The organism is Christiangramia portivictoriae DSM 23547 (assembly GCF_000423045.1).
Classification (GTDB): Bacteria; Bacteroidota; Bacteroidia; order Flavobacteriales; family Flavobacteriaceae; genus Christiangramia; species Christiangramia portivictoriae.
In genome coordinates, this window is sequence record NZ_KE383971.1 from 445,088 (window position 1) to 468,506 (window position 23,419).

The following is a 23,419-nucleotide window of genomic DNA, read 5'->3' on the forward strand; positions in this document are numbered from 1 at the left end:
TAGTTTTTTATAAATAAAAGAGGAGTTGAAACTTGTTTCAACTCCTCTTTTTAATTGTGTGTAATGTCTATTGCTACTTTTTCTGCGGCATTGGTCCGCGTAAATAGATAATTAGGCCATCCAGGAAATTTCTAAGAAACTGGTCTCCACACTCCATGTATTTCTCATGGTCTTCTCTTCTGAAGATCGCGCCCAGTTCACTTTTACTCACCTTGAAATCTACGAGTTCACAGATTTTTACGATATCATCGTTCGTAAGTTTGTGGGCTACTCTTAATTTTTTAAAAATATCATTATTTGTTAGCGGCATGCTTAAGTTGTTTCTAGATTAAATCGTTTGACCAGTTTCTCAATTGTCTTAATATCCACCTCGTTATCGATCGAGTTTTTGGCATCTATCAAAAGATTCTCTGCCTCTTTTCTAAGGCATTGCGAATATTCATCTTTATGTTTTACCTGCTTTTCAAGATAATAAAACATGAGAAGTAACTTTTGCACCAAAGTTATATCATGTTTACAATATGTGCGAATAGAGGCCATAATATTATACAAAAGATCTTCAAAATCAATGGTAGTCAATTTGATAAAAGCTTCCTTATCCCTGAAAATATAGCTGGTGTCTCTTTTTTGCATTCTCAACGCCAGTAATTCCGTTAAATAATCGATGCCATTAATAGCCGTTCCAGGATCATTGATCCCGGGAGACATAGCTTTCACAATAATTTCTGTAATTTGTTTAAATGCAAGGGTGTAATTGTCTGCCACCAGTTCTTCCCTGGAAAAGTTGAAGTTGGACAGGATCATTTTAGCAACATCTTCATCTACTTCTTTACTTACTTTAAATAATGGGATTCCGCTGAGTACAAAAATCCCTTTGATAGGGAGTATATGAATCTTAACATCATGTTCTTTACAAATATCAACTAAGTTGGTGAAAGAGATATTTTGAAGATATCCACTCTGTTCACTATGATAATCTGTCCAGTCATCTGTCTTCGGAAATTCAACCTCCTTGAACTTTTGTTTGTCTACTAGCTCCTGCAATCTGTCTTTAGCTTCCTGGAAAATGTTCTGAAGGATATTGCTTATCTGAATACTTTGTGAAATGTTGTGAATAAAGTAAATGAATGCATAGATACTAATGACCGTCAGGATAATTCCCATCAAAACGGCCAGAGCTGGAATTTGATTTTTTTCCACATCCGGCTGAATGGAAAACAGGATGAAGATGCAGTATAAAATTGTACATAGATAGATCCCTAAAATTACCTGGTGCCTTCGGTCACTTATAAGTCCCGGAAGCAGCCTCGGTGAAAAGTTGCTACTAGCCTGACTCAACAGCAACATTACCATGGAAAAACTGAAGACAACCACAGAGATCAAACCTGAAATGAGTGAACTCAGGATAGTCATCGCCGTCTCCCCGTTGTCAATCACAAGCTGTGGCACATATTCAATTAAATACTTGGAAATACCTCTGTTTTCAAGGTATAAGAGGAAAAAGGCAAAATTGAAACCAAAAAATGCCAGTAGTGTAGGGTAAAACGCAATTTTACTCTCAATAATATTAAAGAAAGAGAGACTGCGATTGTAGAGTTGTTTCATATGATAGTAGTTGCTCTTAAAATTACGTAAACAGCCCCGATCTGAAAGTTTTTAATATTTATTTAGTTATTTAAGACAAAATGACACCTTTTTAATCAGAATACGCGTCAAAAAGACATGTTTTTTCATGTGGTACTGGTATTGTTATACTCATTCCGAAGTTTAAAATAAGTATTAATAAAAACATATATAGTTATGAGTCTAATTAAAAGAAATGAAACAGGTTGGTTGCCATCAGTAATTGATGATATGTTCAAAAACGACTGGTTAGGAGGCACCTCAAATGTAAACAGTATTGGAACCAGTATTCCGGCGGTTAATATTAAAGAAACAGAAGACAATTTCTCTGTTGAAGTTGCTGCTCCGGGCAAAACAAAAGAAGATTTCAATATTGAACTGGACAATGATGTACTTACCATTTCCTCAGATTCTAAAAAGGAAGTAGAGAAAACAGAAGACCAGGGAAGATTTACAAGAAGAGAGTTTAGCTACAGCAATTTTAGAAGAGCATTTAGCCTTCCAGATTCTGTAGACAGTAGCAAGATTTCTGCAACTTATAAAAACGGTGTTCTGGAAATTTCGCTTCCAAAGAAAGAAGAAGCAAAGGTACAGGCTAAACGTTTGATCGATATTTCGTAACCAAAGATAGTTTGATTAGTTAAGGATGAAGAGCGCTCTACGGAGCGCTTTTTTTATTGACTTAAAAGTATCCACCTGTTACCTGCACTTTGTATGGTAAATATCTGTCCAGACTTGATACTGGTTATTTTAGAATTTGTTTTGGGATCAAACAGATCATCTCCTCCGGTAAATTGAAAAAGTTTTTCAGCATTTCCGGGCCAGTTAATGAGACGTATTATCCGTCCTTTGTTTGGCGCAGAAGCGGGAATAATCAAGCCGGTTACCTGGTTGTTTATTCTCAGAGTTCCTACTTCATCGCCTATGGCATATTCTGCTGCGGCACTGGTGGTTGAGCTGTAATTCTCGAAGCCAGCATTTGTCCAGCTTACCTGTCCGTTTGAATTCATAGACATGACCTGTCCTTCACTACCGCGATTCATAGGTAGAACATATTCGGTTTCCGGGCTGTTTCCTATTCCTACACGACCATTAAAATATCCGGCAAAAACGTTGCTGTTCGCGTCACCAGTAGCGACGCTGTAAATCCCGAAAATATTCCCAACTCCCTGGATCGATCCAATTTCAGAATAGATACCGTAATTATTACTTCTCGCTCCAAAAGTTCTCCCTACGCGATTGTATATTCCATAGATATCGTTCGTACCGGTATTCTGGTAAGTTTCATTGAAGATCCCGTAATGAATGCCAAGACCAACACCTCCAACATTATTCTTGATTCCGTATTTGTTCCCGTTGGTTGCACTTCGATTGTCGCTTAAGATTCCATAAGTGGTAAGATTATCTGTAGCAGAATTGGCGTTATCCACTTCCAGGCCCTTTTTGAGTCCGGTATCCTTTCCAGGCGCAATAGCTATTTGCAACCTGCTGGATAACTGGTCTGTACCTATACCCATACTGCCATCGCGAAAAATGGGATCGGTGATATTATTTGGAGAACTAGAGGTTCCGGTTTTGTAAAAATTGGCCGTATTCGTCTCCGCAGCGATCGCTTTCCACTTTTTTTCAGTGGCATTCCAGAAATAAAAGCCTTCCGGAAAACCGCTAACGCTGTTGCTTAAAAATACGAGCATTCCATGCTGATCTTCCGTAGGAATTTTGACCGGGAATCTTTGGATTCTCGGGATGAGAATGCCATCAATGCCAGCAGGATCGGTAGCGCTGGTAGCTACTATATCCAATTGTGCTTTAGGTTCAGAAGTGCCGATTCCAACCTGTGCCTGAAGCTTGGGCATCACAAAGCCCAATAAAATAAGGCAAATTAATTTTTTCATGAACAAACAGTTTAGTTTGCCATAGAAGTTATTCTAGTGATGATTTGGGCGTCTAAATATAGACGAATAATCGATACTACGACTATATATTTTATTCGCTAACGTTAATTTTTTCCTGAAGGATTTTGATCTCATCACGGAGCTTTGCAGCCTGCATAAAATCAAGTTCCTTGGCGGCAGTTTCCATAGCTTTTCGCTTTTCCCGCACTTTCTTTTCCATCTCTGGTTTGGAAAGATATTCAGCTTCAGCTTCCGCAGCTTTTAGTTCGGTATGTTCTTCATCACCATAAATATCTAGCTTTTGCTTTACCAGGGCACTGTCAAACTTCTTGTTAAGTTTGGTAGGAGTGATATTGTGTTTTGTATTATAAGCGATCTGTTTCTGTCGGCGATATTCCGTCTGGTCAATGGTTTTCTGCATGCTATCCGTGATCTTATCTGCATACAAAATGGCTCTTCCATCAGGATGTCGCGCGGCTCTACCAATGGTTTGAGTAAGAGAACGGTTGTTCCTAAGGAATCCTTCCTTATCGGCATCAATGATTGCCACCAATGAAACCTCAGGAAGGTCAAGGCCTTCACGCAGCAGGTTTACACCTATAAGTACGTCAAAGATCCCGCGTCGAAGATCCTGCATGATCTCCACACGTTCCAGCGTATCTACATCAGAATGTATATAACGACATCGCACATCGATACGCGTTAAATATTTTGCAAGCTCTTCTGCCATCCTCTTGGTTAAGGTAGTCACCAAAGTCCTTTCATCTCTTTCCACCCGAACATGGATCTCTTCAATAAGATCATCGATCTGGTTCAAGCTAGGTCGAACTTCCACAATTGGATCCAGTAAACCAGTGGGCCTAATGACCTGTTCCACGTAAACTCCCTCACTTTTCTGAAGCTCATAATCGGCTGGAGTGGCACTTACATAGATCACCTGGTTCTGCAGCGCTTCAAATTCCTCGAACTTCAAGGGCCTGTTGTCCATCGCCGCCGGGAGTCGGAATCCGTAATCTACAAGGGTCTCTTTTCTGGAGCGGTCGCCACCATACATGGCGTGTACCTGTGGGATGGTAACATGACTTTCATCCACTACCATCAAATAATCGTCAGGAAAATAATCCAGCAAACAGAATGGTCTTGTCCCGGGCAAACGACCATCGAGGTAACGGGAATAGTTCTCAATACCAGAACAATATCCAAGTTCTCTGATCATTTCAAGATCAAAATTTGTTCGCTCATCCAGTCTTTTCGCTTCCAGGGTTTTACCAATATCAGAGAAATAATCAACCTGTTTTACAAGATCATCCTGAATCTGGTGGATCGCTCCTTTTAAAACATCTGGTGAAGTCACGAACATGTTAGCAGGATAAATATTCAGGCGTTGATATTTCTCGATCACATCATTGGTTCCGGGATCAAAAGCTTCGATCTCTTCAATCTCATCTCCAAAAAAATGTATTCTGAAAGCATTATCGGCATAACTTGGAAAAACATCCACCGTATCGCCTTTAATTCTGAAATTTCCATGCGAAAATTCAGCTTCTGTCCTTGAATAGAGTGACTGGACCAAACTATGCAGAAATTTGGTTCTGCTAATTTCCATGTCACGTTCTATGGAAACGACGTTCTTTTTAAATTCTACCGGGTTTCCAATACCATATAAACATGAAACTGAAGCAATCACGATCACATCACGTCTTCCGCTTAAAAGGGAAGAGGTAGTGCTTAATCGCAGTTTTTCGATCTCTTCATTGATGGAAAGGTCTTTTTCTATATAGGTTCCGGAAGTAGGAATAAAAGCTTCCGGCTGGTAGTAATCATAATAACTTACAAAATACTCCACGGCATTTTCCGGGAAGAACTGCTTGAACTCGGAGTATAACTGCGCCGCAAGCGTTTTGTTGTGGGCCAGTACCAGTGTTGGTTTTTGAACCTCTTCGATCACATTTGCAACCGTAAAGGTTTTACCAGAACCGGTGACACCCAGCAGAGTTTGGAACTGTTCATTTTTATTGATCCCTCCAACGAGCTGTTTAATCGCATTGGGCTGATCTCCTGTAGGTTTATAATCAGATTTTATATCAAATTTCATGAGGCAGTCTTCCTTTTTCCTGACCCGACGAAATTAAACAATTACAGCGCTTTATTCAAGTTTTTGGCATTTACCTAACAAGTGAGAAATGACCTTTAAATTCCTGGCCAGTTTGCAACGAGACCTGAAACCAGTAGTCATCTGCGGGCATAGCCTTGCCTTCAAAACTACCATCCCAGCCTCTGTCTGCCGCAGTTAGACTGGCGATCAATTTTCCATATCGATCAAAGATGCTAATCTTGTTTGAGGCAGCTGTTTCGCCGGCGATGCCTTTCAGCTGCCAGTAATCATTGATCCCATCCTGATTGGGCGTAAAAAAATTATCGTATCCAATGATGGCGATTTGTGTCCTGATGATCGCACATTGATTCAGATCGCGGATATAGAGATCCTGAAAACCAGAAGTCACATTTTCAAAAGATGTACTCGTTTGATAAGGACCACTTTCATTGCCTATTGAATATTCAAAGGCTTCAGCATTGGGAAAGTCAATTTCTATGGTATTCTGATTGGAGTTGATAGCGGGCTGAACCAGCGAAAATGCGTCAACATTAGGAGGTTCATTAAGGATGAGATCGATCTGGGTAATATTAAAACAGTCTGGATTCCCTCTTTCTGAAGTTCTTGCATAAAGGCTTTCAGCTCCTGCTGAAGTGTATAAACTAGAAACAGGGTTTGAGTTCGCCCGGGCAGCATTTTCCGAAGTAAAAAAACTAATATCGTGAGCTCCAGGGATACCGTTTAGAATTTCGTTGTTTAAATCGCTTAATTCGTAGTCTTCAAGTTGATCCTTATCCAGATCACACTGCTCTAGTTCCAGATTCTGGGTAACCAATGGACCATCATTGATCGTTAGCGTAAAATCTGTAATTTTGGAACAACCGGTAAGATCATTTTCAATTCGCGCAAAGATCGACCTGCTTGGGACCGTACTGGTGTAATTTGCACCGAGAGGATTTATACCATCTGTAGCATCAGCGATGGTTTCGTGGTAGGTAAGGGTCGTATTATTCTGATAATTGATCAAAGGGGTGTTCTGACTAAGATCGAAATCTGCAACGCCATTAGCGTTACAGGTTTCCAGATCCATACCTTGATTAAATTCCGGACCATCCGGGAAAGGAAAGCCGCCGGTAGTAGCAGTACCTGTCCATTCAAGTTCAAACGGACTATTTCCTATAGGTCTGTCTATTACGATAAAGTAGGTTTCACCGGGTTGTACATCGAGATTTGCCACGAAGCTATCTCCATCTGCCCCAGGTCCTTCACTTGTTTCAGTTGTCCTGGCATTTAATCCTGTGAAATTGGAAGCCAGACCAGCAGCATTCGGATTCGTGGTGGAACATCGAATTGCATTTCCAAGATTGCCACAGGTAGCATTTGGTCCAAAAATAAAGAAATCGTAATCTACATTGATATCATTACTGGTAGGCTTTAAATTGAAGCCCAGCGAGCCGGCTTTGGTAATTTCGATCTCGAGCCAAAGAGAGTTGTTTTCCTGGCTGGAGCAGTTATTAGTGCCATTTAGCTCCTGTGTACCTATACCATCTGCGTTGGAAGAAATTCTTCCATCACCACAAATTTTTATCGCGCCACTACAATCACTTGCAGGATTCTGCGCGTGAGCAATCGAAGAGATGAAGAATAAGATTAAAAGAGTTCTAATAATTCTCATGTTATTCTCTAATTAGTGAGAAATGTCCTTTAAACGTTTTGCCATTCTCAAGCTTTACTTCAAACCAGTAATCATCGGCTGGCATAGGTTTACCATTAAATTCGCCATCCCAGCCTTTGGATTCTTTCGGAATTACTGACAGGATTTTACCATAGCGGTCGAAAATGACCATTTTCTCAAACCTGAATCCAGGTTCAGAAATGTCGTATGGTTTCCACAGATCGTTGGAACCATCGTTATTTGGAGTGAAAAAAGGCGGGTGACCATATAAATACACCAGCATTTCACCTGTGGCGCAACCCCTGCTGTTCCTTACATAAACAGTGTGCTGGCCACCGGGTACACTTCGAAAAACCGGGTTGGATTGGTAAGGACCGTTGATATCGTCAAGAGCATAGACTGTATTCTCAACTTCTGAATTTGTGTATATGGTTAGATCATTCTCGTTACCATTATTAACAATCCCAATTTCAGAAATTTGAGGAGCTTCATATTTTTCAATATTGAAATCGATAGATCTGCGACAGCCGGATTCCCTCAATGTAAGCTGCAGAGAATAGATGCCAGCATCATTCACTTCGATAGTTTTGCCGGTTTCTCCTGTGCTCCATAAATAAGTAAATGCATCGGGATTCGCAAGGTCCAGATCCTCACCGAGCGTCAATGGAAAATCTGCTGCACAGCCATCCAGTCGTAAGAGCGATTGAACTGCCGGGAAGCTGATCATTTCCAGTTCAATACTTCCAAACCCATAGCAAATATTGTCTGCATCTGCACGAATGTAGAGAGTTTTTGGAGTAGTAATATACTCAGCCGGCAGGGCATTGGATCCCAGAATCGCATCATCTTCGGAAGCATGAAAGCTCAAGTGAACATTAGCACTTAATCCTAGATCTATTCTGGCGTTTGCCGCAATAGTGGCGAGGTCATATGCAGCGGTTCCATCTCCAAGGTCACAACCGTTTGCTGAGTCGAGGGTCAGATCGACGCTTTCGGTTGTTTGTAGTCTAAAGCTTCCAATGTCGTAACAATCACTTCCGAAGCCACTTATCTTTACAAAGATCTGCTCGTTTGGAATAGTGTTTCGGTAGATGTCATCAAGGGTGAGTTCGTTATTCACATCAGAAATGGCATCTGCCTCACTTCCGTAGAAATAAAGCTGAATCCCCGATTGACCCTCTGATAACTCTTCTTTGGCAAGCTGAAGATTAAAAGTCGCAATTCCGTCGGTTGGATCTGAATCCTGAACATCACACTGTTTAAGAACAAATCCTGAAGGCACTTCGGGAATTTCAAAGATGGTCACCTCTTCGCAAACCGGGTCTTGAGGAATCCCATTAATAATCCCAGTAAGGCTTACTGTATAGGTTCCGGCAGCATTGTAGGTATGAGATGGCGAAGCTGCCGTTGAGGTGGCTCCGTCACCAAATTCCCATAGAAACGAATCGTATTTTGCAGCATCCTCAGCGGTAAACTCTGTAACCTGTCCCAGGCAACTATTTTCATATTCAAAATTGCTGTTGAAAAGTGACTGTACGAAGGGTGGCAGCCCAAGCCTCACCACTTTCGGAGAAATATCCAGGCTGTTATGCCGGTAATCCACATCTGCAGCATTTTCTTCAGGATTATGGATTACAGACAACAGGTTCCACCTCACAAAGCCACCATCGGTAGAATAGCCAGCACGATATATTTTGCCATTAGGAGCCAGTTGTAATGCTCCTGCTACATTTCTGGAGGAATTGATCAATGTGGCTGAACCAGCAATATCGGTAGCTTCAAGATCGAATTGATACAGTTCGCCGTTTTGAAGGACGTCTTCTGTATTATAATTATTTGAGGTCGCGTAAAGTTTGGAGGATTCCGGCGAAAATTCAACCCCGTAGGGATAGGCATTGGCAAGAAGCAGTTTTTCATTGCTCACGCGCCCGTTAAGATCATTAAAGTCATAAAGGAAGACCTTGCCCGTTTTTTTGGCGCCTCCGGAACGTGGACTCCCTATGCTGGTTCCACTATAGGCCGCAGCCATAAATTTTCCATCTGGTGAGATCTTCAGATATCCAGGTGCAGTAACATTAAGATCCTGTTCGTTGATCCTGGGAGGAAAATTGTTATTGATCGTGGAAACAACCGGGCTCGTGTTCACGCCTGCAGCACTTACTCTAAAGGAATAGAACTTGTTGGTAAATTGTGTAACCACCCAGTACGATACACAATCTCCTGCGATCACCGCGGAAATCTTTTCAGAACTTTTAAATTCCTTTTCCAGGGGATCTGAAGGGTCATAAGTTACCAGATGAGTGTTTTTCGTGCTTAAAACAATACCGCCATCACCATTGTCCATGCTCATGTCCACTTCTGAAAAATGAACACCTTCTATAGGGTCATTGGTCACCCTGAAATAATCTGGTTTATCTACAGTGAAAATATAGTAAAAGCCGGGGTTGGCAGGTTTAGGTATAATGATCGCCGATTGCGTGCTGGAAACATTTCCTTTTAAATCATTTCCATTAAGCATGACCTCATGATTGCGGTTGTAAACCGTCGAACCATCAGTATAAAAAAGCAGATTTCCATTCCTGTCTGAAATGCTTGCGGAACCTTCGACCGTGTTCAGGACTCCGTTCGTAAGAGGGACGGCCTCACCCGAAGTAAACGATAATCCGGCTCCCACACCAAAATACCAGTTTGCTGCTTCCTGCTGGCTGTAAATGAAAGTAGGTAGCAGAAATAGAGCAAGGATCACTTTCAATTTCATACTAACGTAAAGCTATAAAATAAGTCTATAAATCACGTTTTTTAAGTAGAAATAATGAGAGATAAACGAAAATGAAAACCCATGCGATCACAATCAGCAACTGGTACCAGTGAATACCATAATCCTTGTCCAGTTCTCCGCCAATCTGGTTGGCTGCAGCCTGTACCGCGTTTAACCTTGAAAATGGTTCTACCACAAGATTACTCATTGCTTCCAGAGGAAAGAACTGCATGATGTTCGTCGCAATATCGGTTCCCTTAAAAACCTTAAAGTTCAGTACTCCATACAATATACTTTCAAAAATTGCCCATACCACCAGGAATCCCAGTGCAAATGCAGATCGTTTAATGAGAATTCCAAGAAACATACAAAAGGCAAAAAAACCGGTAAGTTTAATAAAGTACGCCAGAATATATTCCAGGTCTGAAAAAACAATGGAGATTTCAGTAAAATCTGAAAACGAATAACCAAGAATGAGCGTGACAATAAACAGGAAGATCGTGGAAATTCCGGAAAACACCAGCACGGTTAGGAACTTGGAAAGAATGAATTCTTTTTTACTCAAGCCATCGATAAGATTCTGTTTGATCGTGCGATTACTGTATTCGTTAGACATCATGGAAACAATAACGATCGCCAGAAAGATCTTCAGCAATGCGGCTATATAAGAATTAAAGTGCCAGATGTATGGAAAGTTGAATATTCCCTGGTCTGCAACCCTAAACTGTATCTGGCCTATATTAAATTCAATGGAAGCGATAAGGGCGATGAAGGTGATGAGGATAAAATAGGTGATAATAAGGATCCTTGCAGACCTGCTGTACCGTAATTTGTTGTATTCTATTTCGAGTAAACGTAACATTATGCTTCGGCGGTTTGATTGGTTAATTGAAGGAATTGTTCTTCCAGGCTTTCTTTGCGTTTGATAAGGAAGGATAAGGATAAACCATGTTCAAATAAGTATCGGTTAATATCTTCGGCTTCCATTGGCTCTTCCAGAAACGCTGTCAACATCCCTTCTTTATCGGTTATTTTGCCAATCTTAGGATGTTTTTCCAGCAATTCCTGAAGTCTGTTCATGTTGATGGCTTTCAGTTCAAAGAAACCATGGCTGCTTACGATCTCATCCACGGGGCCGCTATATAATTTCACTCCTTTTCGGATAATCACCACATGGGAACAGACCTTTTCTACCTCGTCCAGCAAGTGAGAAGCCAGTAAAATCGTGGTTCCGCCAGAGGCGATCTTTCTAATGATCTCTCTTATCTGGTGAATTCCCTGAGGATCAAGTCCGTTGGTAGGTTCGTCCAATATTAAAATCTCAGGATCGTTAAGAAGAGCCGAAGCGATCGCCAGACGTTGTTTCATTCCCAGAGAGAAAGTTTTGAATTTACTGTCTTTTCTATCCAGTAGACCAACTATCTCCAGTTTTTCCTCGACCTTAGCCTTGTTAGTGCCTTTGATCTTACAAACCAGCGCCAGGTTCTGTGCCGCCGTCATGTATGGGTAAAAATTTGGATGTTCGATGATGGCTCCTACCTTCTTTAAGGCATCATGGGTAGAAGTGTTGCCATCGAACCAGCGAAATTCGCCAGAGGTTTTGTTCACAACATTCAGGACCATGCCTAAAGTCGTGGATTTACCACTCCCATTGGGGCCAAGAATACCGTAAACATTCCCTTTTTCAATGCTGAAACTCAAGTTGTTTACGGCGGTCATGCCACCAAACTTTTTAGTGAGATTATTTAATGTAAGTATTGTTTCCAAGATTGATGAATTGTTTGATATGTGTTGACGAAGTTAGACTTTTGTTACAAATTTTGGCAGATTAAGCTTATTTTTGAGCAAAACGAGGGATTTTATGGAAGAAAAACTGATGTCACAAAAGAAGCCGGCGTTCCCCGTGAACGATCGCTTTAACCGATATCTTCAGAAATACAATCGCAATACCAAAATTCCAGTTTTTTATGATGACCTCCTTAGATTTTCAGGCTCGGTGGTCGTCTATGATCAACATGATGAAGATACATTCTGGGTGCGTTGTTATTATCCTGAATTTGAGCGTGTAGAAATAGACAATAGCCTTAAAAAGGTCTATACCATTCTACACTCAGATGGGAGCGACGATTCTCTGAATTATCTTAATGTGGATGCGATCGATTATTGCACCTTCGGAAATTCGAAACCTTTCAGGATAAAAGTGCGAAATATCCTGAATGACAGTTTCACGTATTTCTACGTTAAGAAAGCCGATGCTTCCAGGCTCTATGGTCTGGAATTCGAACATCTTCTTTCTCCGCACAGGATCAATTTTCTGGTTTATAAGGATACTTTAATTGAAGAGCATATAGCGGGAATACCAGGAGACGTTTTTATTGAAGATCATTTGCCAAAATGCGATCTCCGGGCACAAACCCAGATCGCGAAGCAATTCGTGAAATTTAATGAACGCTGTACGGTTCGCCTTTTAGGTGATATGAGATCTTATAATTACGTGGTCATTCCAACGCATGATTTTGACCATGTGGAATACCAGATTCGTGCGATAGATTTTGACCAGCAGTGTTTTGAAGGGAATTTAAAAGTGTATCGTCCCCAGTTTTTTAAAGAGAACTTCTTGATGGTGCAGCTGGTTTCAGATAAACTGGAAAACTCGTCCATTGAGCAATACAGGAAGGAGGAACGTTCTTTGCTGGCCAAGCGAATGATCAATACCCAAAGCAGGTACAAAGAGCTTATTCGATGCATGATCAACGACCATGTTTCTACCAAAGACAATGTGAAGCAACTTAGGAATGAGTTATATAGCTTCTCAAAAGATATGAAATTCAAACGCGCCAGTACCATGGGGCAGATCCTGAGGACTGCGCTGGATTTCGTCAAGAGAAATTATGAAAATGTCAATACGCAGCGAATGCTGGATTAAAAAAAAAGCGGTGAATCATTCACCGCATTTTTTTTTATTATACTATTTCTTTTCCTCCTTGTTGAAGTAAACTAGATAATAATACATCTGCTTATCTTCATCCCACCCTTTTTCCACGAATTTTTCAGCAGATTCGGCGCTTACAAAATCCATTTTGATCTGGATATTAGTGTCTAGGGTAATTACATTTTTGATCTTCTTTCGCGCATCGGTCACTGCTTTGTTCGCGATTGGAAAGTTGGTAAGATCCTCAACTTTGTATTTTGGAGCTTTTTCAGTTTTATAATTCTGGAATTCAGGAATCAGATCTGGATTGTCGATGACAGAATTTATATAATTCGACTCTTCAAAATCATCATTCTTGGCAAAATAATCCATGCTTCTGTTCATGAACATGACTTCCTGTTTTTTGTCTTCCGCAGGCAACACTACATCCTTGGCGAAATTCTTCGCGAAGTTGAGGTAGTTTTTGGTGAAGTAATTCTCATCTGCCAGCACATCAACTCCCAGGAAATTCTCCAGCCAGTATTTGGTATCATAGCGATTGGAATCTATTGAAAGTATCTTGTATCCTTCTGCCTGGTTGCTATTGAAGATGATCGCACCTTTATCAAGTTTCTGTAAATTTACTCCCTGCTGCACTACCATTTCGAGATTGCTCTGGCTTTGTTCAAACTGCAGGAAATCATGTTTTAACTCAGATTTGAAAATACCAATTGCGGGAACTTTAATATTGTCCAGTTGCATTCCTTCAAAATATACCACGTACACTTCACCGCTTTTAATATGCGGATGCGTAGATTGCTCATAAAGCAAAGTCGCTATCTTCTTGGAATATTCGTGCGTATTATAAGGATCGTCAAAAATCTTGTTTGACAGATTGTAAAGTTCATTGAACTCCACATCGGTCTCATGATGAAAGCGATAATATGATTCTTCTTTTTCGCGGAATGGTTTCAGGAAATATTCCTTGATAAGAGGTTTGATCTCATCATCAAGTTTAAAGGTAGAAGCAGACAAAAAGATGTTCTCTCCGCGATTCTTATTTCCAACCCTGTGAATAGATAGCGATTCTATCTGCGCATTAAAAAGATTGATCATATAGTTCTGAAGTTATTGTAAATTAAAGGTTGATCTTATGAAGTAGAATTTCTTAATTCCAGTTCTCATCGAAATCAAAATCATCGTAGCCATCGGTTCCGTAGCCATCATCAAAGTCATCATGATCTGGAGAACCATCTTCATTTTCACCAGTAAACTCTTTTTCCGGAGCATCATCTGGGATCTGTCCATGAACATACATCAGGTTTGGATAGTCGGTGCCTTCCTCAGCTTCTGCGATCTGGGCCAGTTCCACGAAGAACGTCCACATCTTTAGAAAATCATATACATAGATCAATTTAGTTTCCTTTTCTGAAAGGACGCTATCCAGTGCAGTTTCGTTCATAAGTCGAATAGAGGTGTCGTTCCCACTCATATCGAACTGGTGAATCTCCTCGCCCTGATTCCATTTCTCATCACTTATAAAAAAGGAAGCCATCTCACTTCCGTCAAATCCAAAAGATTGTACGATAGTGTTATGCAGGTCTTCCAGGGTGCTATTATGCAACATTTCGATGTCTCTGAAGACATCTTCCTGAGCATCTAATATTACACGAAATCTATATATCATATCTCAAAAAAATTGGAGGGCAAAGTTACGTTTTTTTAATCTTTCCAGGCGCATAAATAGTCTCCATTAACAGGTAGAACTGAACCCCGAAAAGAATGGAGGCTATCACCAGATGCAGCGGCTGTGAAAGGAATGGAAAGTCAAAATTGTACATGGCGACTCCGGTAGCGACTTCCAGTAAAATAAAGGCCATTACCCAGTTTACCCTGGACTGGAATAACTTATTCCTGTGGTTTTTCCACCATAGTAAAACGTTGATTAGTAGTACGAGGATAGAGAATGATCTGTGCACATAGAAAGTAAGATCTGGGTTTGCCAGCCATAATTCCTGCGCATTATAACCAAGATTTCTCACCTGTTCATCGACAAATTGTCGAACCTGAGTTCCTAAAACAACCTGAATAAGCGTTAGGATTACTGCGAAGATGAGCAGATTTTGAAAACTTTTGGATTTAAATTTATTTGAGCTGTGTTCCCGACTGATGTAAAGCAGGTATAACAATACCGCGACGATCACCAGTGCCATGACCATATGAATAGTGATCTTGGCCGGAGCCAGTACCGAATATACTACGGTAGCTCCAAGCCAGGCCTGAAATCCCATCATAAGAACACTTAGCCAGGATAAAATGGTGATCCTTTTACTTTTTCTGAATTTACCTATAGATAAGAAGGCCATGATCAGGACAGCAAATCCTGCCAGGGCTCCCACAAGGCGATTGATATATTCAACCCAGGTATGAGTTGGATTAAAAATGGCATAATCGTGCTTTTCATAATCTTCCCAGTCCTCTGCATTATAAGTTGCAGTAGAAGTGAAATCTGAAGCAGCGACCTTTAAAGTTTCGTCTACGATGATCACCTGTCCTTCTTCGTAAGTTCTGTTTGGCTGGAATTTAATTTCTGAAACTTCAGTGGGAGGAATGTAGTATCCAAAGCATTTTGGCCAGTCAGGACATCCCATACCAGAGCCGGTCATTCTTACCACCGCTCCGGCAACGATTACGAGATACACCAGTATTAACGAGATTTTGACCCAATTTCGATACATAGCATTATTTGTTTAAAGCCTAACTTTTTTCAGCAACACTTAACCCAAGTTTTTCACCCATTTTCAGCATAAAATCCCTGGCAGCATCATGCTCATTAGGGATGTCGCCTTCCAGAATCGCTTCCTTGATCGCATCTTTTATTTGACCAACTTCACGACTGGGAGTGATGCCGAAAGTGCTCATGATCTCTTCACCACTTACTGGAGGCTGGAAATTCCTTACATGATCGCGTTCTTCTACTTCCTCCATCTTCTGTCTTACCAGTTGAAAGTTGTTGTGATATTTTCTGAAGCGTTTAGGGTTTTTAGTAGTAATATCTGCCTCACATAAAGTCATAAGATCTTCAATATGATCCCCGGCATCAAAAATAAGTCGGCGTACGGCAGAGTCGGTCACATGATCATCTGCCACAGCAATAGGTCTGGAACTCATTAGAACCATTTTCTGTACGAACTTCATTTTCTCATTCAGGGGAAGGCGCAACCTTTTAAATAATTTGAACACCATTTTCGCACCTACAAACTCATGACCGTGAAAGGTCCATCCAATTTTTTTATGGAACTTTTTTGTCGGCGCCTTACCAATATCGTGCAGTAAAGCCGCCCAACGCAACCAGAGATCATCGGTATTTCTGGATATATTATCAACCACCTCCAGGGTATGCCAGAAATTGTCCTTATGCGTTTGTCCTTCAACTTCATCGATGCCCTGTAGAGCGGTAAGCTCTGGAAGGATCTTCGCTAGCAAGCCGGTCTTGAACAATAAAGCCAGGCCTTTTGAAGGTTGATCACTCAATAAGATTTTATGGAGCTCATCCATGATGCGCTCTTTGGAAATGATCTTGATTCTCTTGTTATTTCTTTTTATTGCCGAAAGTGATTCTGCTTCGATCATAAAATTTAACTGCGAAGCAAATCTAATGGCCCGGTACATTCGAAGCGGATCATCTGAATACGTGATATCAGGATCCAGAGGGGTTCTTATGACCTTGTCCTGAAGATCCTGGTAACCATTAAAAGGATCGAGCAGGTCTCCAAACCCATTTTCATTCAGCTTTAAAGCCAGTGCGTTAATGGTAAAATCACGCCTGTTTTGGTCATCCTCCAGGGTTCCGTTTTCCACGATAGGTTTGCGACTATCCTTACGGTAACTCTCTTTTCTCGCACCCACGAATTCGATCTCCATATCATTGGCTCGAAGCATCGCGGTTCCAAAATTCTGAAATACCTGAACTTTCGGTTTATGGGGTAGTAGATCTGATACCTTTCTGGCAAGTTCTATACCGCTGCCAACGGCGACAATATCAATATCCTTAGGCTCCCCGCGTTCCAGAATATGATCACGTACAAACCCACCAATCACATAGGCTTCGACTTCCAGTTCATCTGCGGCCCGGGAAATAACAGAAAAAATTTTATGATGTAAAGCTTTGCTGTAATTATGGTATTTCGGCATCTTTATTTGCGTATCACACTCACCTGCCCATTGTTACTCAACTTGATAATTGCTGATGGTTTAGGCGATTTTTTTGAACGCTGCAAATTTACTACATAGTCCACACCTTTTAAAATTTGAGGTGTAATTTGATCAAAGGATTGTGGTGTAGGTTGACCGCTAATGTTTGCTGAAGTGGAAACCAGAGGTCGTTTTAGTTTTTTAATAAGGTCTGAGCAAAAAGTATCCCTAACTACACGAATTCCAAGGGAATCATCTTCGCTTACAAGATTTTCTGCAATATGCACGGGTTTATCGTAAATAATGGTAGTGGGTTTTTTGGCATATTTCAGAATATCGTAGGCAGTTTCCGGCACATCTTCCACATACTGCTCCAGCATTTTGAAATTTGAAACCAGGCAAATAAGTGCTTTTGACTCTTCACGCTTTTTAAGCTGAAAAATTTTATCGACGGCATTTGCATTGGTGGCATCACAACCTATTCCCCAAACTGTATCGGTAGGATAAAGTATGATCCCTCCTTTTTTTAAGACATCGATGCAATTTCTAACTTCCTGTTCCATTTTTTCCATAAAGCACTTCTTTATATTGAGCCATTGTGCTGGCCGCCATTCTTTCAGTTGTATAATTTTCCAGGAGTTGCTGGTATGAGATATTTGTGAACTTCTGTTGCAACGACCTGTCCTGGGACAAAAGTACTAATTTATTGGCCAGGCTCGCCCCGTCATGTGGCCGACTTAGCAAACCATTTATTCCATTTTCGATAATTTCAGGAATTCCGCCAACTTCTGTGGCGATCACCGGGACCTTATAATAGAAGCTTTCATAAATAAACTGCGGAATGCCTTCACTTTGAGAGGTCATCAGGGAAATATCAAATTGAGGAATAAGTGCCGAGGCATCGGGTATAAATCCTGTAAACAGGCAGTATTTTTCCAGACCCTTGTCCTTTATTTTTTGCAGGTAGTTTGCCGTACGATCGGTCTTGCTGCCAATAAGAATAAAATAAAATTGAGTGTATCCAAGTTTGTTTACCATATGGTCTATAGTACTAATCCAGGTTTCCAGATTCTTTGCCCTGATATGGTTGGCAATGGTGCCAACAAGTAGTGCATCTTCTGAAATCTGGTAAATCTTGCGCAAATCAACTTCAGGCTTTAGCTGTTTCGGTACCCTGGTTCCATGATAAACCGTCACAAGTTTGGAGGAATCTGTAACTCTTTCCGAAGTGATCTGGCGGGTGATATCAGAGACACAAAGAATTTTTTTTATCTGTTCATGGTTGTATTTATAAAGGGTTCGTTTGCGGTCCTTAATAGGAAAAGATGTTTTTTTACTCAAGATATATAGTGGCAATTTTTTTGAAAGATAAGTCGCCATGATCGAAAGTGTAAGTGCGGTAGTATCGTGAATATGAACGAGGTCGATCTGGTGTTTTTTGCAAAGGGCTATGATTTTCCAGACGAATCTAAGGTCGAATTTGGTGAAAAGCGGGGAACTATAAACCTCTATGTTTTCCAGCTGCAAACGATTGAATAGATCTGACCCTTTACGGCAAAGAACCACGTGTGTTGCTGAATCCATTTCCTGGCATAGATTCAGTAAATGATTTTCTCCACCTCCCCATCGGCTGGCGGCAGAAACATGCAGTATCCTGGGTTTGTTACTCAAGTTGGCGAAGTTAACAACAACAAACTTAAAAAGAATGATAATTTTGGCCTTAAGCAGCAATAATTATCTTTGCGCTAAACGTTCAAGATAAATGACGGTATTACATGTTTCGGGGGCCAGATCATGGGGAGGTAATGAGCAGCAGCTCATGTATCTAATGGATGAGCTTCCGGGCTTTCAGGTGAATCAAAAGCTATTCTGTTTTGAGAATACACGATTGGAAGCAGAAGCATCTAAGAAGGATGTAGAAATCTTATCTATGCCTTATTGCAAGCCTTATTCTTCAGAATACAGAAATAGGCTAAACCAGATCGTTCAGGAACACAGCATTGATATCATTCATCTGCACACCAGCGATGCCGTTACCGGATATGTAGTTACAGATCTTCTGAAAAATTTAAAGACCAGAACGTTATTCGCTCGTAAAGGCATTAGAGGTAAGAAAACAAGTCTGCTTAGCAAATACAAGTATAATTACCGGAATATTGATACCATTCTATGTATTTCGGAGTATGTGAAAACTCACTTCGGAAAGATCCTGACCGAGCGAAACAAAGAAAAACTAGTCGTTGTTTATAATGGAATCAAAGTACAGGACTCCAGGCCTCAGCCAGATTTTCAGCTAAGAGAAAAATACGGGATACCAAACGAGTTTTTTCTTCTTGGTAGTATCGCCAATCATACTGCCGCAAAAGATCTGGGTGTGCTGATAGAAACCATGAATAAGATCGTTCATGAGCATGGTATCAAAGATATCCGACTCATCCAGATGGGTGATTTTTCGAAACTTACTCCGGGTTTTAAATCATTGATCGCTGAAAAGAAGCTGGAAGAATATATCATCATGACCGACTTTCAAAAGAACGCCTTTTCATTTTTACCGCAATTTGATACGTTCGTGGTCACTTCAGAAAGGGAAGGAGGACCTTCATCGTTAGTAGAAGCGCTTTACTACAAAGCACCGATCGTAAGTACCAGGGTTGGAGTGGTGGATGAGGTGATCGAAGATGGTGTAAATGAGTTCTCAGTGCCTATCAAAAATCCTGGATCCCTGGCGGAAAAGATCCTTGAAATCAAAAGCAGACCAGAGTTAAAAAAGCAATTTACAGACAGATCTTACGAGATATTTCTTCAGAAGTTTACAGCAAAACGTTACGGGGAGGCTACCTTTGCGGTCTACGAGAACATGATGCAAAAAGAATTACATCGATGAAAACAGCCTTGCTTGTTTCAACATACAACTGGCCAGAAGCCCTGTCGCTTGTTTTTCTAAGTCTTGAAAACCAGTCGGTTTTCCCAGATGAGGTGCTTATTGCAGACGATGGTTCTACGGAAGAAACCACAAAACTGATCGCCGATTTTAAAGCGAAGACGAAGCTTGATATACATCATTTCTGGCATGAAGACAAAGGTTTCAGAAGATCTGAAGCTTTAAATAAAACCATTGCAGGCAGTACCTCAGATTACATCATACAAATTGATGGAGATTGTATCATGCATCGTGATTTCATCAAAGATCATCTTGCTATTGCCGAGAAGAATGTATTTCTTTTTGGTTCCAGGGTGACTATTACCAAAGATTTTAAGCCAAAAGTTTTCAGTAACAAGATCATCGATTTTAATTTTTTAAGTGCTGGTATCAAAAAAAGAGGACGCACGATCAGGATCCCGTATTTAAGGAACAGGAATGTGAAGAGTCCTGATTTCAGCAATAAAGTGCGTGGTTGCAATCTATCATTCTGGAGAGAGGATTTTATAAAGGTAAATGGATACAACGAAGATATCTCTGGCTGGGGAAGAGAGGATTCTGAACTTGTACTTAGGATGCTGAATGCGGGTATTCAGGGCAAAAGACTGAAATATGGAGGAATTATTTATCATATTTACCATCCTGAAGCTTCCAAAGATCAACTAGGGAGCAATAATGAAATTCAGCAGGCAACGATAAGTCAGAAAAAGCAAAGCTGCGAGAACGGAGTTTCTAAATATTTAACATCTTCTGAATGAAAGCTGTTTTTTCAAATAATTATCTGGAACAATCCGGTTTCGTAAAGCAATGCATCGAAAACTTTGATTCAAAAGGAAAAATTCTGGCGGAAGGGCGTAATGAAATCAGAATTTTTGAAAATGATGCTGAGCAATACAATATTAAATCTTTCAGAATCCCGAATACGGTAAATAAGATTGCCTACAGATTTTTCAGAAAGTCCAAGGCTCAGCGTTCTTTTGAATATGCAAGTATTCTGGAAAAAAAAGGAATTGGCACCCCGGCGCCGGTGGCATATTTCGAAAATCCTTCCTCTGTTTTTTTTCGGGAGAGCTTTTATGTTTGCAGGCATTTGCAGGCACATCTTACTTTCAGGGAACTGGTAACCGATCTTGATTTTCCAGATCACGAAAATATCCTGAGAGCTTTTACCAGGTTCACTTATGAGCTGCATCAAAAGAATATTCAATTCCTGGATCATTCGCCAGGCAATACGCTCATTGTTAAGACTGGATCAACCTACGAATTCTTCCTGGTGGATTTAAATAGGATGAACTTTAAAGAACTGAATTTCGAGGAAAGAATGCAGAATTTCTCGCGTTTAACTCCCAAACGGATCATGGTAAAGATCATGGCCAATGAGTATGCCGGGTTCATAAACAAATCTGAAGAGGAAGTTTTTGAAAAAATGTGGTTCTATACGGAGCAGTTTCAACATAAATTTCAAAGAAAAAAGGCACTAAAGAAAAAAATAAAATTCTGGAAGCGATGAGGAAACCTGAATTGTCTGTGATTATTAGCACTTATAATGCACCAAAGTGGCTGGAGAAAACCTTATATGGATTTAAGATCCAGAGTTTCCGAGACTTTGAGATCGTCATTGCAGATGATGGATCGGGCCAGGAAACGCGTGACCTGATCGATCAATTTTCAGCAGAGACAGAAATTCCCGTGGTGCATGTATGGCATGAGGATAATGGCTTCCAGAAGTCACAGATCCTGAACAAGGCGATCCTTCAATGCTCTTCAGAATATATCGTCATGACAGATGGAGATTGTATTCCAAGGAAAGATTTTATTAAGGTTCATCATGATCGTCGTGAACCAGGTCATTTTCTTTCCGGCGGCTATTTTATGTTGCCTATGGATATTTCAGAAAAGATAAGTAAAGAAGATATCGAGTTGCAATGCTGTTTCGAGAAAGCCTGGCTGAAGGAAAACGGACTCAAATCTGTTATCAAAACCATGAAGCTTACTTCTCAAGGTCGCAAAGCCGAACTACTGAATAAAATAACACCAACGAGTCCTACCTGGAATGGTCACAACGCCAGTGGCTGGAAAAGTGATATTCTGAAGGTGAATGGTTTCGATGAACGCATGCAATATGGCGGTCAGGACAGGGAACTGGGCGAACGGCTTGTCAATTCGGGTATTACAGGCAAACAAATTCGCTACTCGGCAATTTGCGTACACCTGGATCATCCACGCGGTTACAAGACACAGGAATCCATCGATTATAACAGAAGTATCCGCAAGAATACTCGGGATTCAAGATCTGTTTTCACAAAATTCGGGATCAACAAAGATCAATCGTAAACGTCTACAAAATCTTTCAGTTTCTTCTGGAATAGTTGAGGTTGGAATGCCGCGTAGTCGTTTTTTTCCGGATGATAGTCGTGAAGATGAACGCTGTAATTCCTGTCACCTTCAAAACTCGACCAGGCTTCCTTGGTAATTTGCGGTGAAAAGATCGCAAAGGTTGGAATGGCGAGCGCTTTCGCCATATTTATGGCGCCACCCTCATTTCCAATAAGTGCCGTGCACTGTGAAGATAAGGCTAAAAATTCCCTCAGGCTTTTTCCAAAAATTTCAGGTCTGGACATTTTCCTGGCTTCTTCTGAAAGTAAATTTACGATCCTGTCTACCTGTGGTTTTTGTGCAGGGATATAGTTGTATAATAATGTGCAGTCTTTTTTAGAAGCGATGAAATTCAAAACTTCGGCCATAAAGTTTTCAGGATAGGTCTTGTGCTCACTACTACCCAAAACAGAAATCATGTATACAGGTTTACTCATATCAACTTTCCGCGATGATAAGTAGTTCTTTGCCCAATTGATTTCTTCTGAATTCAGGTAAATTTTGGGTTTTAAGAAAGTTAGGTTTTTTAAACCTAAGGGCTGCAACAATTTTAACCTGTTCTCAATAGCAAGGCCGGCAGTTGTTCGGGCAGTTTTCTCATTTTTAAAAACATGGTCGAAAACTGGTTTTGTATACCACTTTTTTAGACCAATCTTCTTATTCGCTCCGGTTAAAAAGCTAATAAATGCAGAATATGGTTTTGAATAGGCATCGATCACGATGTCGTAATCATTTGCTTTGAGCTTGCGACCCAATGTGATCAAGCCTGGAAGACCCTTGTGTTCTTCAGGTTCGAAGATGATAAAGTTTGAAATATCCGGATGGTTCTCAACCACGGGAATTGTATGACTGTAAATTAGATAATCAAGCTGAGCGTTTGTATATTCCTTCCGAAGTGCCTCAAATAAGATTGAGGACGTAAGTACGTCCCCAATCATTTTCATCTGTATTACAAGTATCTTCAAATCTGAA

At 40.6% G+C, this 23,419-nt stretch carries 21 protein-coding genes; 6 read left to right on the plus strand and 15 right to left on the minus strand.

The window, feature by feature from the left end:
- Window positions 1-73 precede the first annotated feature (73 nt).
- Both G529_RS0110500 and G529_RS0110505 read right to left on the minus strand, forming a co-directional pair.
- The gene (locus G529_RS0110500) at window positions 74-310 is read right to left on the minus strand and encodes a DUF1456 family protein (RefSeq protein WP_026915481.1); all 237 of its coding nucleotides are present in this window, start codon (window positions 308-310) and stop codon (window positions 74-76) included.
- A gap of 2 nt (window positions 311-312) precedes the next feature.
- The gene (locus G529_RS0110505) at window positions 313-1,605 is read right to left on the minus strand and encodes a DUF2254 domain-containing protein (protein WP_026915482.1); all 1,293 of its coding nucleotides are present in this window, start codon (window positions 1,603-1,605) and stop codon (window positions 313-315) included.
- Window positions 1,606-1,800: 195 nt separating this feature from the next.
- Between G529_RS0110505 and G529_RS0110510 the strand changes: the two genes are divergently transcribed.
- Window positions 1,801-2,244 carry an Hsp20/alpha crystallin family protein gene (locus G529_RS0110510; RefSeq protein ID WP_026915483.1) on the plus strand — a complete coding sequence of 148 codons (444 nt, stop codon included), beginning with the start codon at window positions 1,801-1,803 and terminating at the stop codon, window positions 2,242-2,244.
- Window positions 2,245-2,297: 53 nt separating this feature from the next.
- Here the strand turns inward: G529_RS0110510 and G529_RS0110515 are convergent, their stop codons facing one another.
- The 6 genes from G529_RS0110515 to G529_RS0110540 all read right to left on the minus strand — a co-directional run bounded on the left by G529_RS0110515 (window position 2,298) and on the right by G529_RS0110540 (window position 11,813).
- On the minus strand, window positions 2,298-3,518 hold the full coding sequence (locus G529_RS0110515) for a hypothetical protein (RefSeq protein ID WP_026915484.1): 1,221 nt from the start codon (window positions 3,516-3,518) through the stop codon (window positions 2,298-2,300).
- 91 nt (window positions 3,519-3,609) lie between these two features.
- Window positions 3,610-5,613, minus strand: coding sequence for an excinuclease ABC subunit UvrB (gene uvrB / locus G529_RS0110520; RefSeq protein ID WP_026915485.1), 2,004 nt, complete (start codon window positions 5,611-5,613; stop codon window positions 3,610-3,612).
- Window positions 5,614-5,683: 70 nt separating this feature from the next.
- Complete coding sequence (locus tag G529_RS0110525) at window positions 5,684-7,288, minus strand: T9SS type B sorting domain-containing protein (protein ID WP_026915486.1); 1,605 nt, start codon at window positions 7,286-7,288, stop codon at window positions 5,684-5,686.
- A 1-nt stretch (window position 7,289) separates the two neighbouring features.
- Complete coding sequence (locus G529_RS0110530; protein ID WP_026915487.1) at window positions 7,290-10,046, minus strand: T9SS type B sorting domain-containing protein; 2,757 nt, start codon at window positions 10,044-10,046, stop codon at window positions 7,290-7,292.
- 25 nt (window positions 10,047-10,071) lie between these two features.
- Window positions 10,072-10,908 carry an ABC transporter permease gene (locus tag G529_RS0110535; RefSeq protein WP_026915488.1) on the minus strand — a complete coding sequence of 279 codons (837 nt, stop codon included), beginning with the start codon at window positions 10,906-10,908 and terminating at the stop codon, window positions 10,072-10,074.
- Window positions 10,908-11,813 carry an ABC transporter ATP-binding protein gene (locus tag G529_RS0110540; RefSeq protein ID WP_026915489.1) on the minus strand — a complete coding sequence of 302 codons (906 nt, stop codon included), beginning with the start codon at window positions 11,811-11,813 and terminating at the stop codon, window positions 10,908-10,910. Before G529_RS0110540 ends, G529_RS0110535 begins: the two co-directional genes overlap by 1 nt.
- A gap of 94 nt (window positions 11,814-11,907) precedes the next feature.
- Here G529_RS0110540 and G529_RS0110545 point away from each other — a divergent pair, with 94 nt between their 5' ends.
- Window positions 11,908-12,972: a hypothetical protein gene (locus tag G529_RS0110545; protein WP_026915490.1), complete on the plus strand. Its 1,065-nt coding sequence runs from the start codon at window positions 11,908-11,910 to the stop codon at window positions 12,970-12,972.
- A gap of 42 nt (window positions 12,973-13,014) precedes the next feature.
- Here the strand turns inward: G529_RS0110545 and G529_RS0110550 are convergent, their stop codons facing one another.
- From G529_RS0110550 to G529_RS0110575, 6 genes are read right to left on the minus strand one after another with little or no spacing between them, the layout of a single operon-like run.
- Window positions 13,015-14,073, minus strand: coding sequence for a nucleoid-associated protein (locus G529_RS0110550; RefSeq protein WP_026915491.1), 1,059 nt, complete (start codon window positions 14,071-14,073; stop codon window positions 13,015-13,017).
- Window positions 14,074-14,125: 52 nt separating this feature from the next.
- On the minus strand, window positions 14,126-14,644 hold the full coding sequence (locus tag G529_RS0110555; RefSeq protein WP_026915492.1) for an IS1096 element passenger TnpR family protein: 519 nt from the start codon (window positions 14,642-14,644) through the stop codon (window positions 14,126-14,128).
- 25 nt (window positions 14,645-14,669) lie between these two features.
- Entirely contained in the window at window positions 14,670-15,695 is a 1,026-nt protein-coding gene (locus G529_RS0110560; RefSeq protein WP_026915493.1) for a COX15/CtaA family protein, read from the minus strand.
- Between the two features lie 19 nt (window positions 15,696-15,714).
- Entirely contained in the window at window positions 15,715-17,151 is a 1,437-nt protein-coding gene (locus G529_RS0110565; protein WP_026915494.1) for a CCA tRNA nucleotidyltransferase, read from the minus strand.
- Window positions 17,152-17,153: 2 nt separating this feature from the next.
- Window positions 17,154-17,723, minus strand: coding sequence for an L-threonylcarbamoyladenylate synthase (locus G529_RS0110570; protein WP_026915495.1), 570 nt, complete (start codon window positions 17,721-17,723; stop codon window positions 17,154-17,156).
- On the minus strand, window positions 17,698-18,822 hold the full coding sequence (locus tag G529_RS0110575; protein ID WP_026915496.1) for a glycosyltransferase family 4 protein: 1,125 nt from the start codon (window positions 18,820-18,822) through the stop codon (window positions 17,698-17,700). The genes G529_RS0110570 and G529_RS0110575 overlap by 26 nt, the downstream gene beginning before the upstream one ends.
- 91 nt (window positions 18,823-18,913) lie before the next feature.
- On the opposite strand from G529_RS0110575, the gene G529_RS0110580 reads away from it, so the two are divergent.
- Genes G529_RS0110580 through G529_RS0110595 form a run of 4 tightly spaced genes read left to right on the plus strand, consistent with a single transcriptional unit; the run spans window position 18,914 to window position 22,405 of the window.
- Window positions 18,914-20,035, plus strand: coding sequence for a glycosyltransferase family 4 protein (locus G529_RS0110580; protein WP_026915497.1), 1,122 nt, complete (start codon window positions 18,914-18,916; stop codon window positions 20,033-20,035).
- Window positions 20,032-20,829 (plus strand): glycosyltransferase family 2 protein, encoded by a 798-nt coding sequence (locus tag G529_RS0110585; protein ID WP_026915498.1) that lies wholly within the window; start codon window positions 20,032-20,034, stop codon window positions 20,827-20,829. Before G529_RS0110580 ends, G529_RS0110585 begins: the two co-directional genes overlap by 4 nt.
- Window positions 20,826-21,581, plus strand: a complete 756-nt coding sequence (locus G529_RS0110590) for a lipopolysaccharide kinase InaA family protein (RefSeq protein ID WP_026915499.1) — start codon at window positions 20,826-20,828, stop codon at window positions 21,579-21,581. The genes G529_RS0110585 and G529_RS0110590 overlap by 4 nt, the downstream gene beginning before the upstream one ends.
- Complete coding sequence (locus G529_RS0110595; protein WP_026915500.1) at window positions 21,578-22,405, plus strand: glycosyltransferase family 2 protein; 828 nt, start codon at window positions 21,578-21,580, stop codon at window positions 22,403-22,405. The genes G529_RS0110590 and G529_RS0110595 overlap by 4 nt, the downstream gene beginning before the upstream one ends.
- Here the strand turns inward: G529_RS0110595 and G529_RS0110600 are convergent.
- Window positions 22,396-23,412 carry a glycosyltransferase family 9 protein gene (locus tag G529_RS0110600; RefSeq protein ID WP_026915501.1) on the minus strand — a complete coding sequence of 339 codons (1,017 nt, stop codon included), beginning with the start codon at window positions 23,410-23,412 and terminating at the stop codon, window positions 22,396-22,398. The two genes, G529_RS0110595 and G529_RS0110600, sit on opposite strands and share 10 nt — an antisense overlap.
- Between the last annotated feature and the right edge of the window lie 7 nt (window positions 23,413-23,419).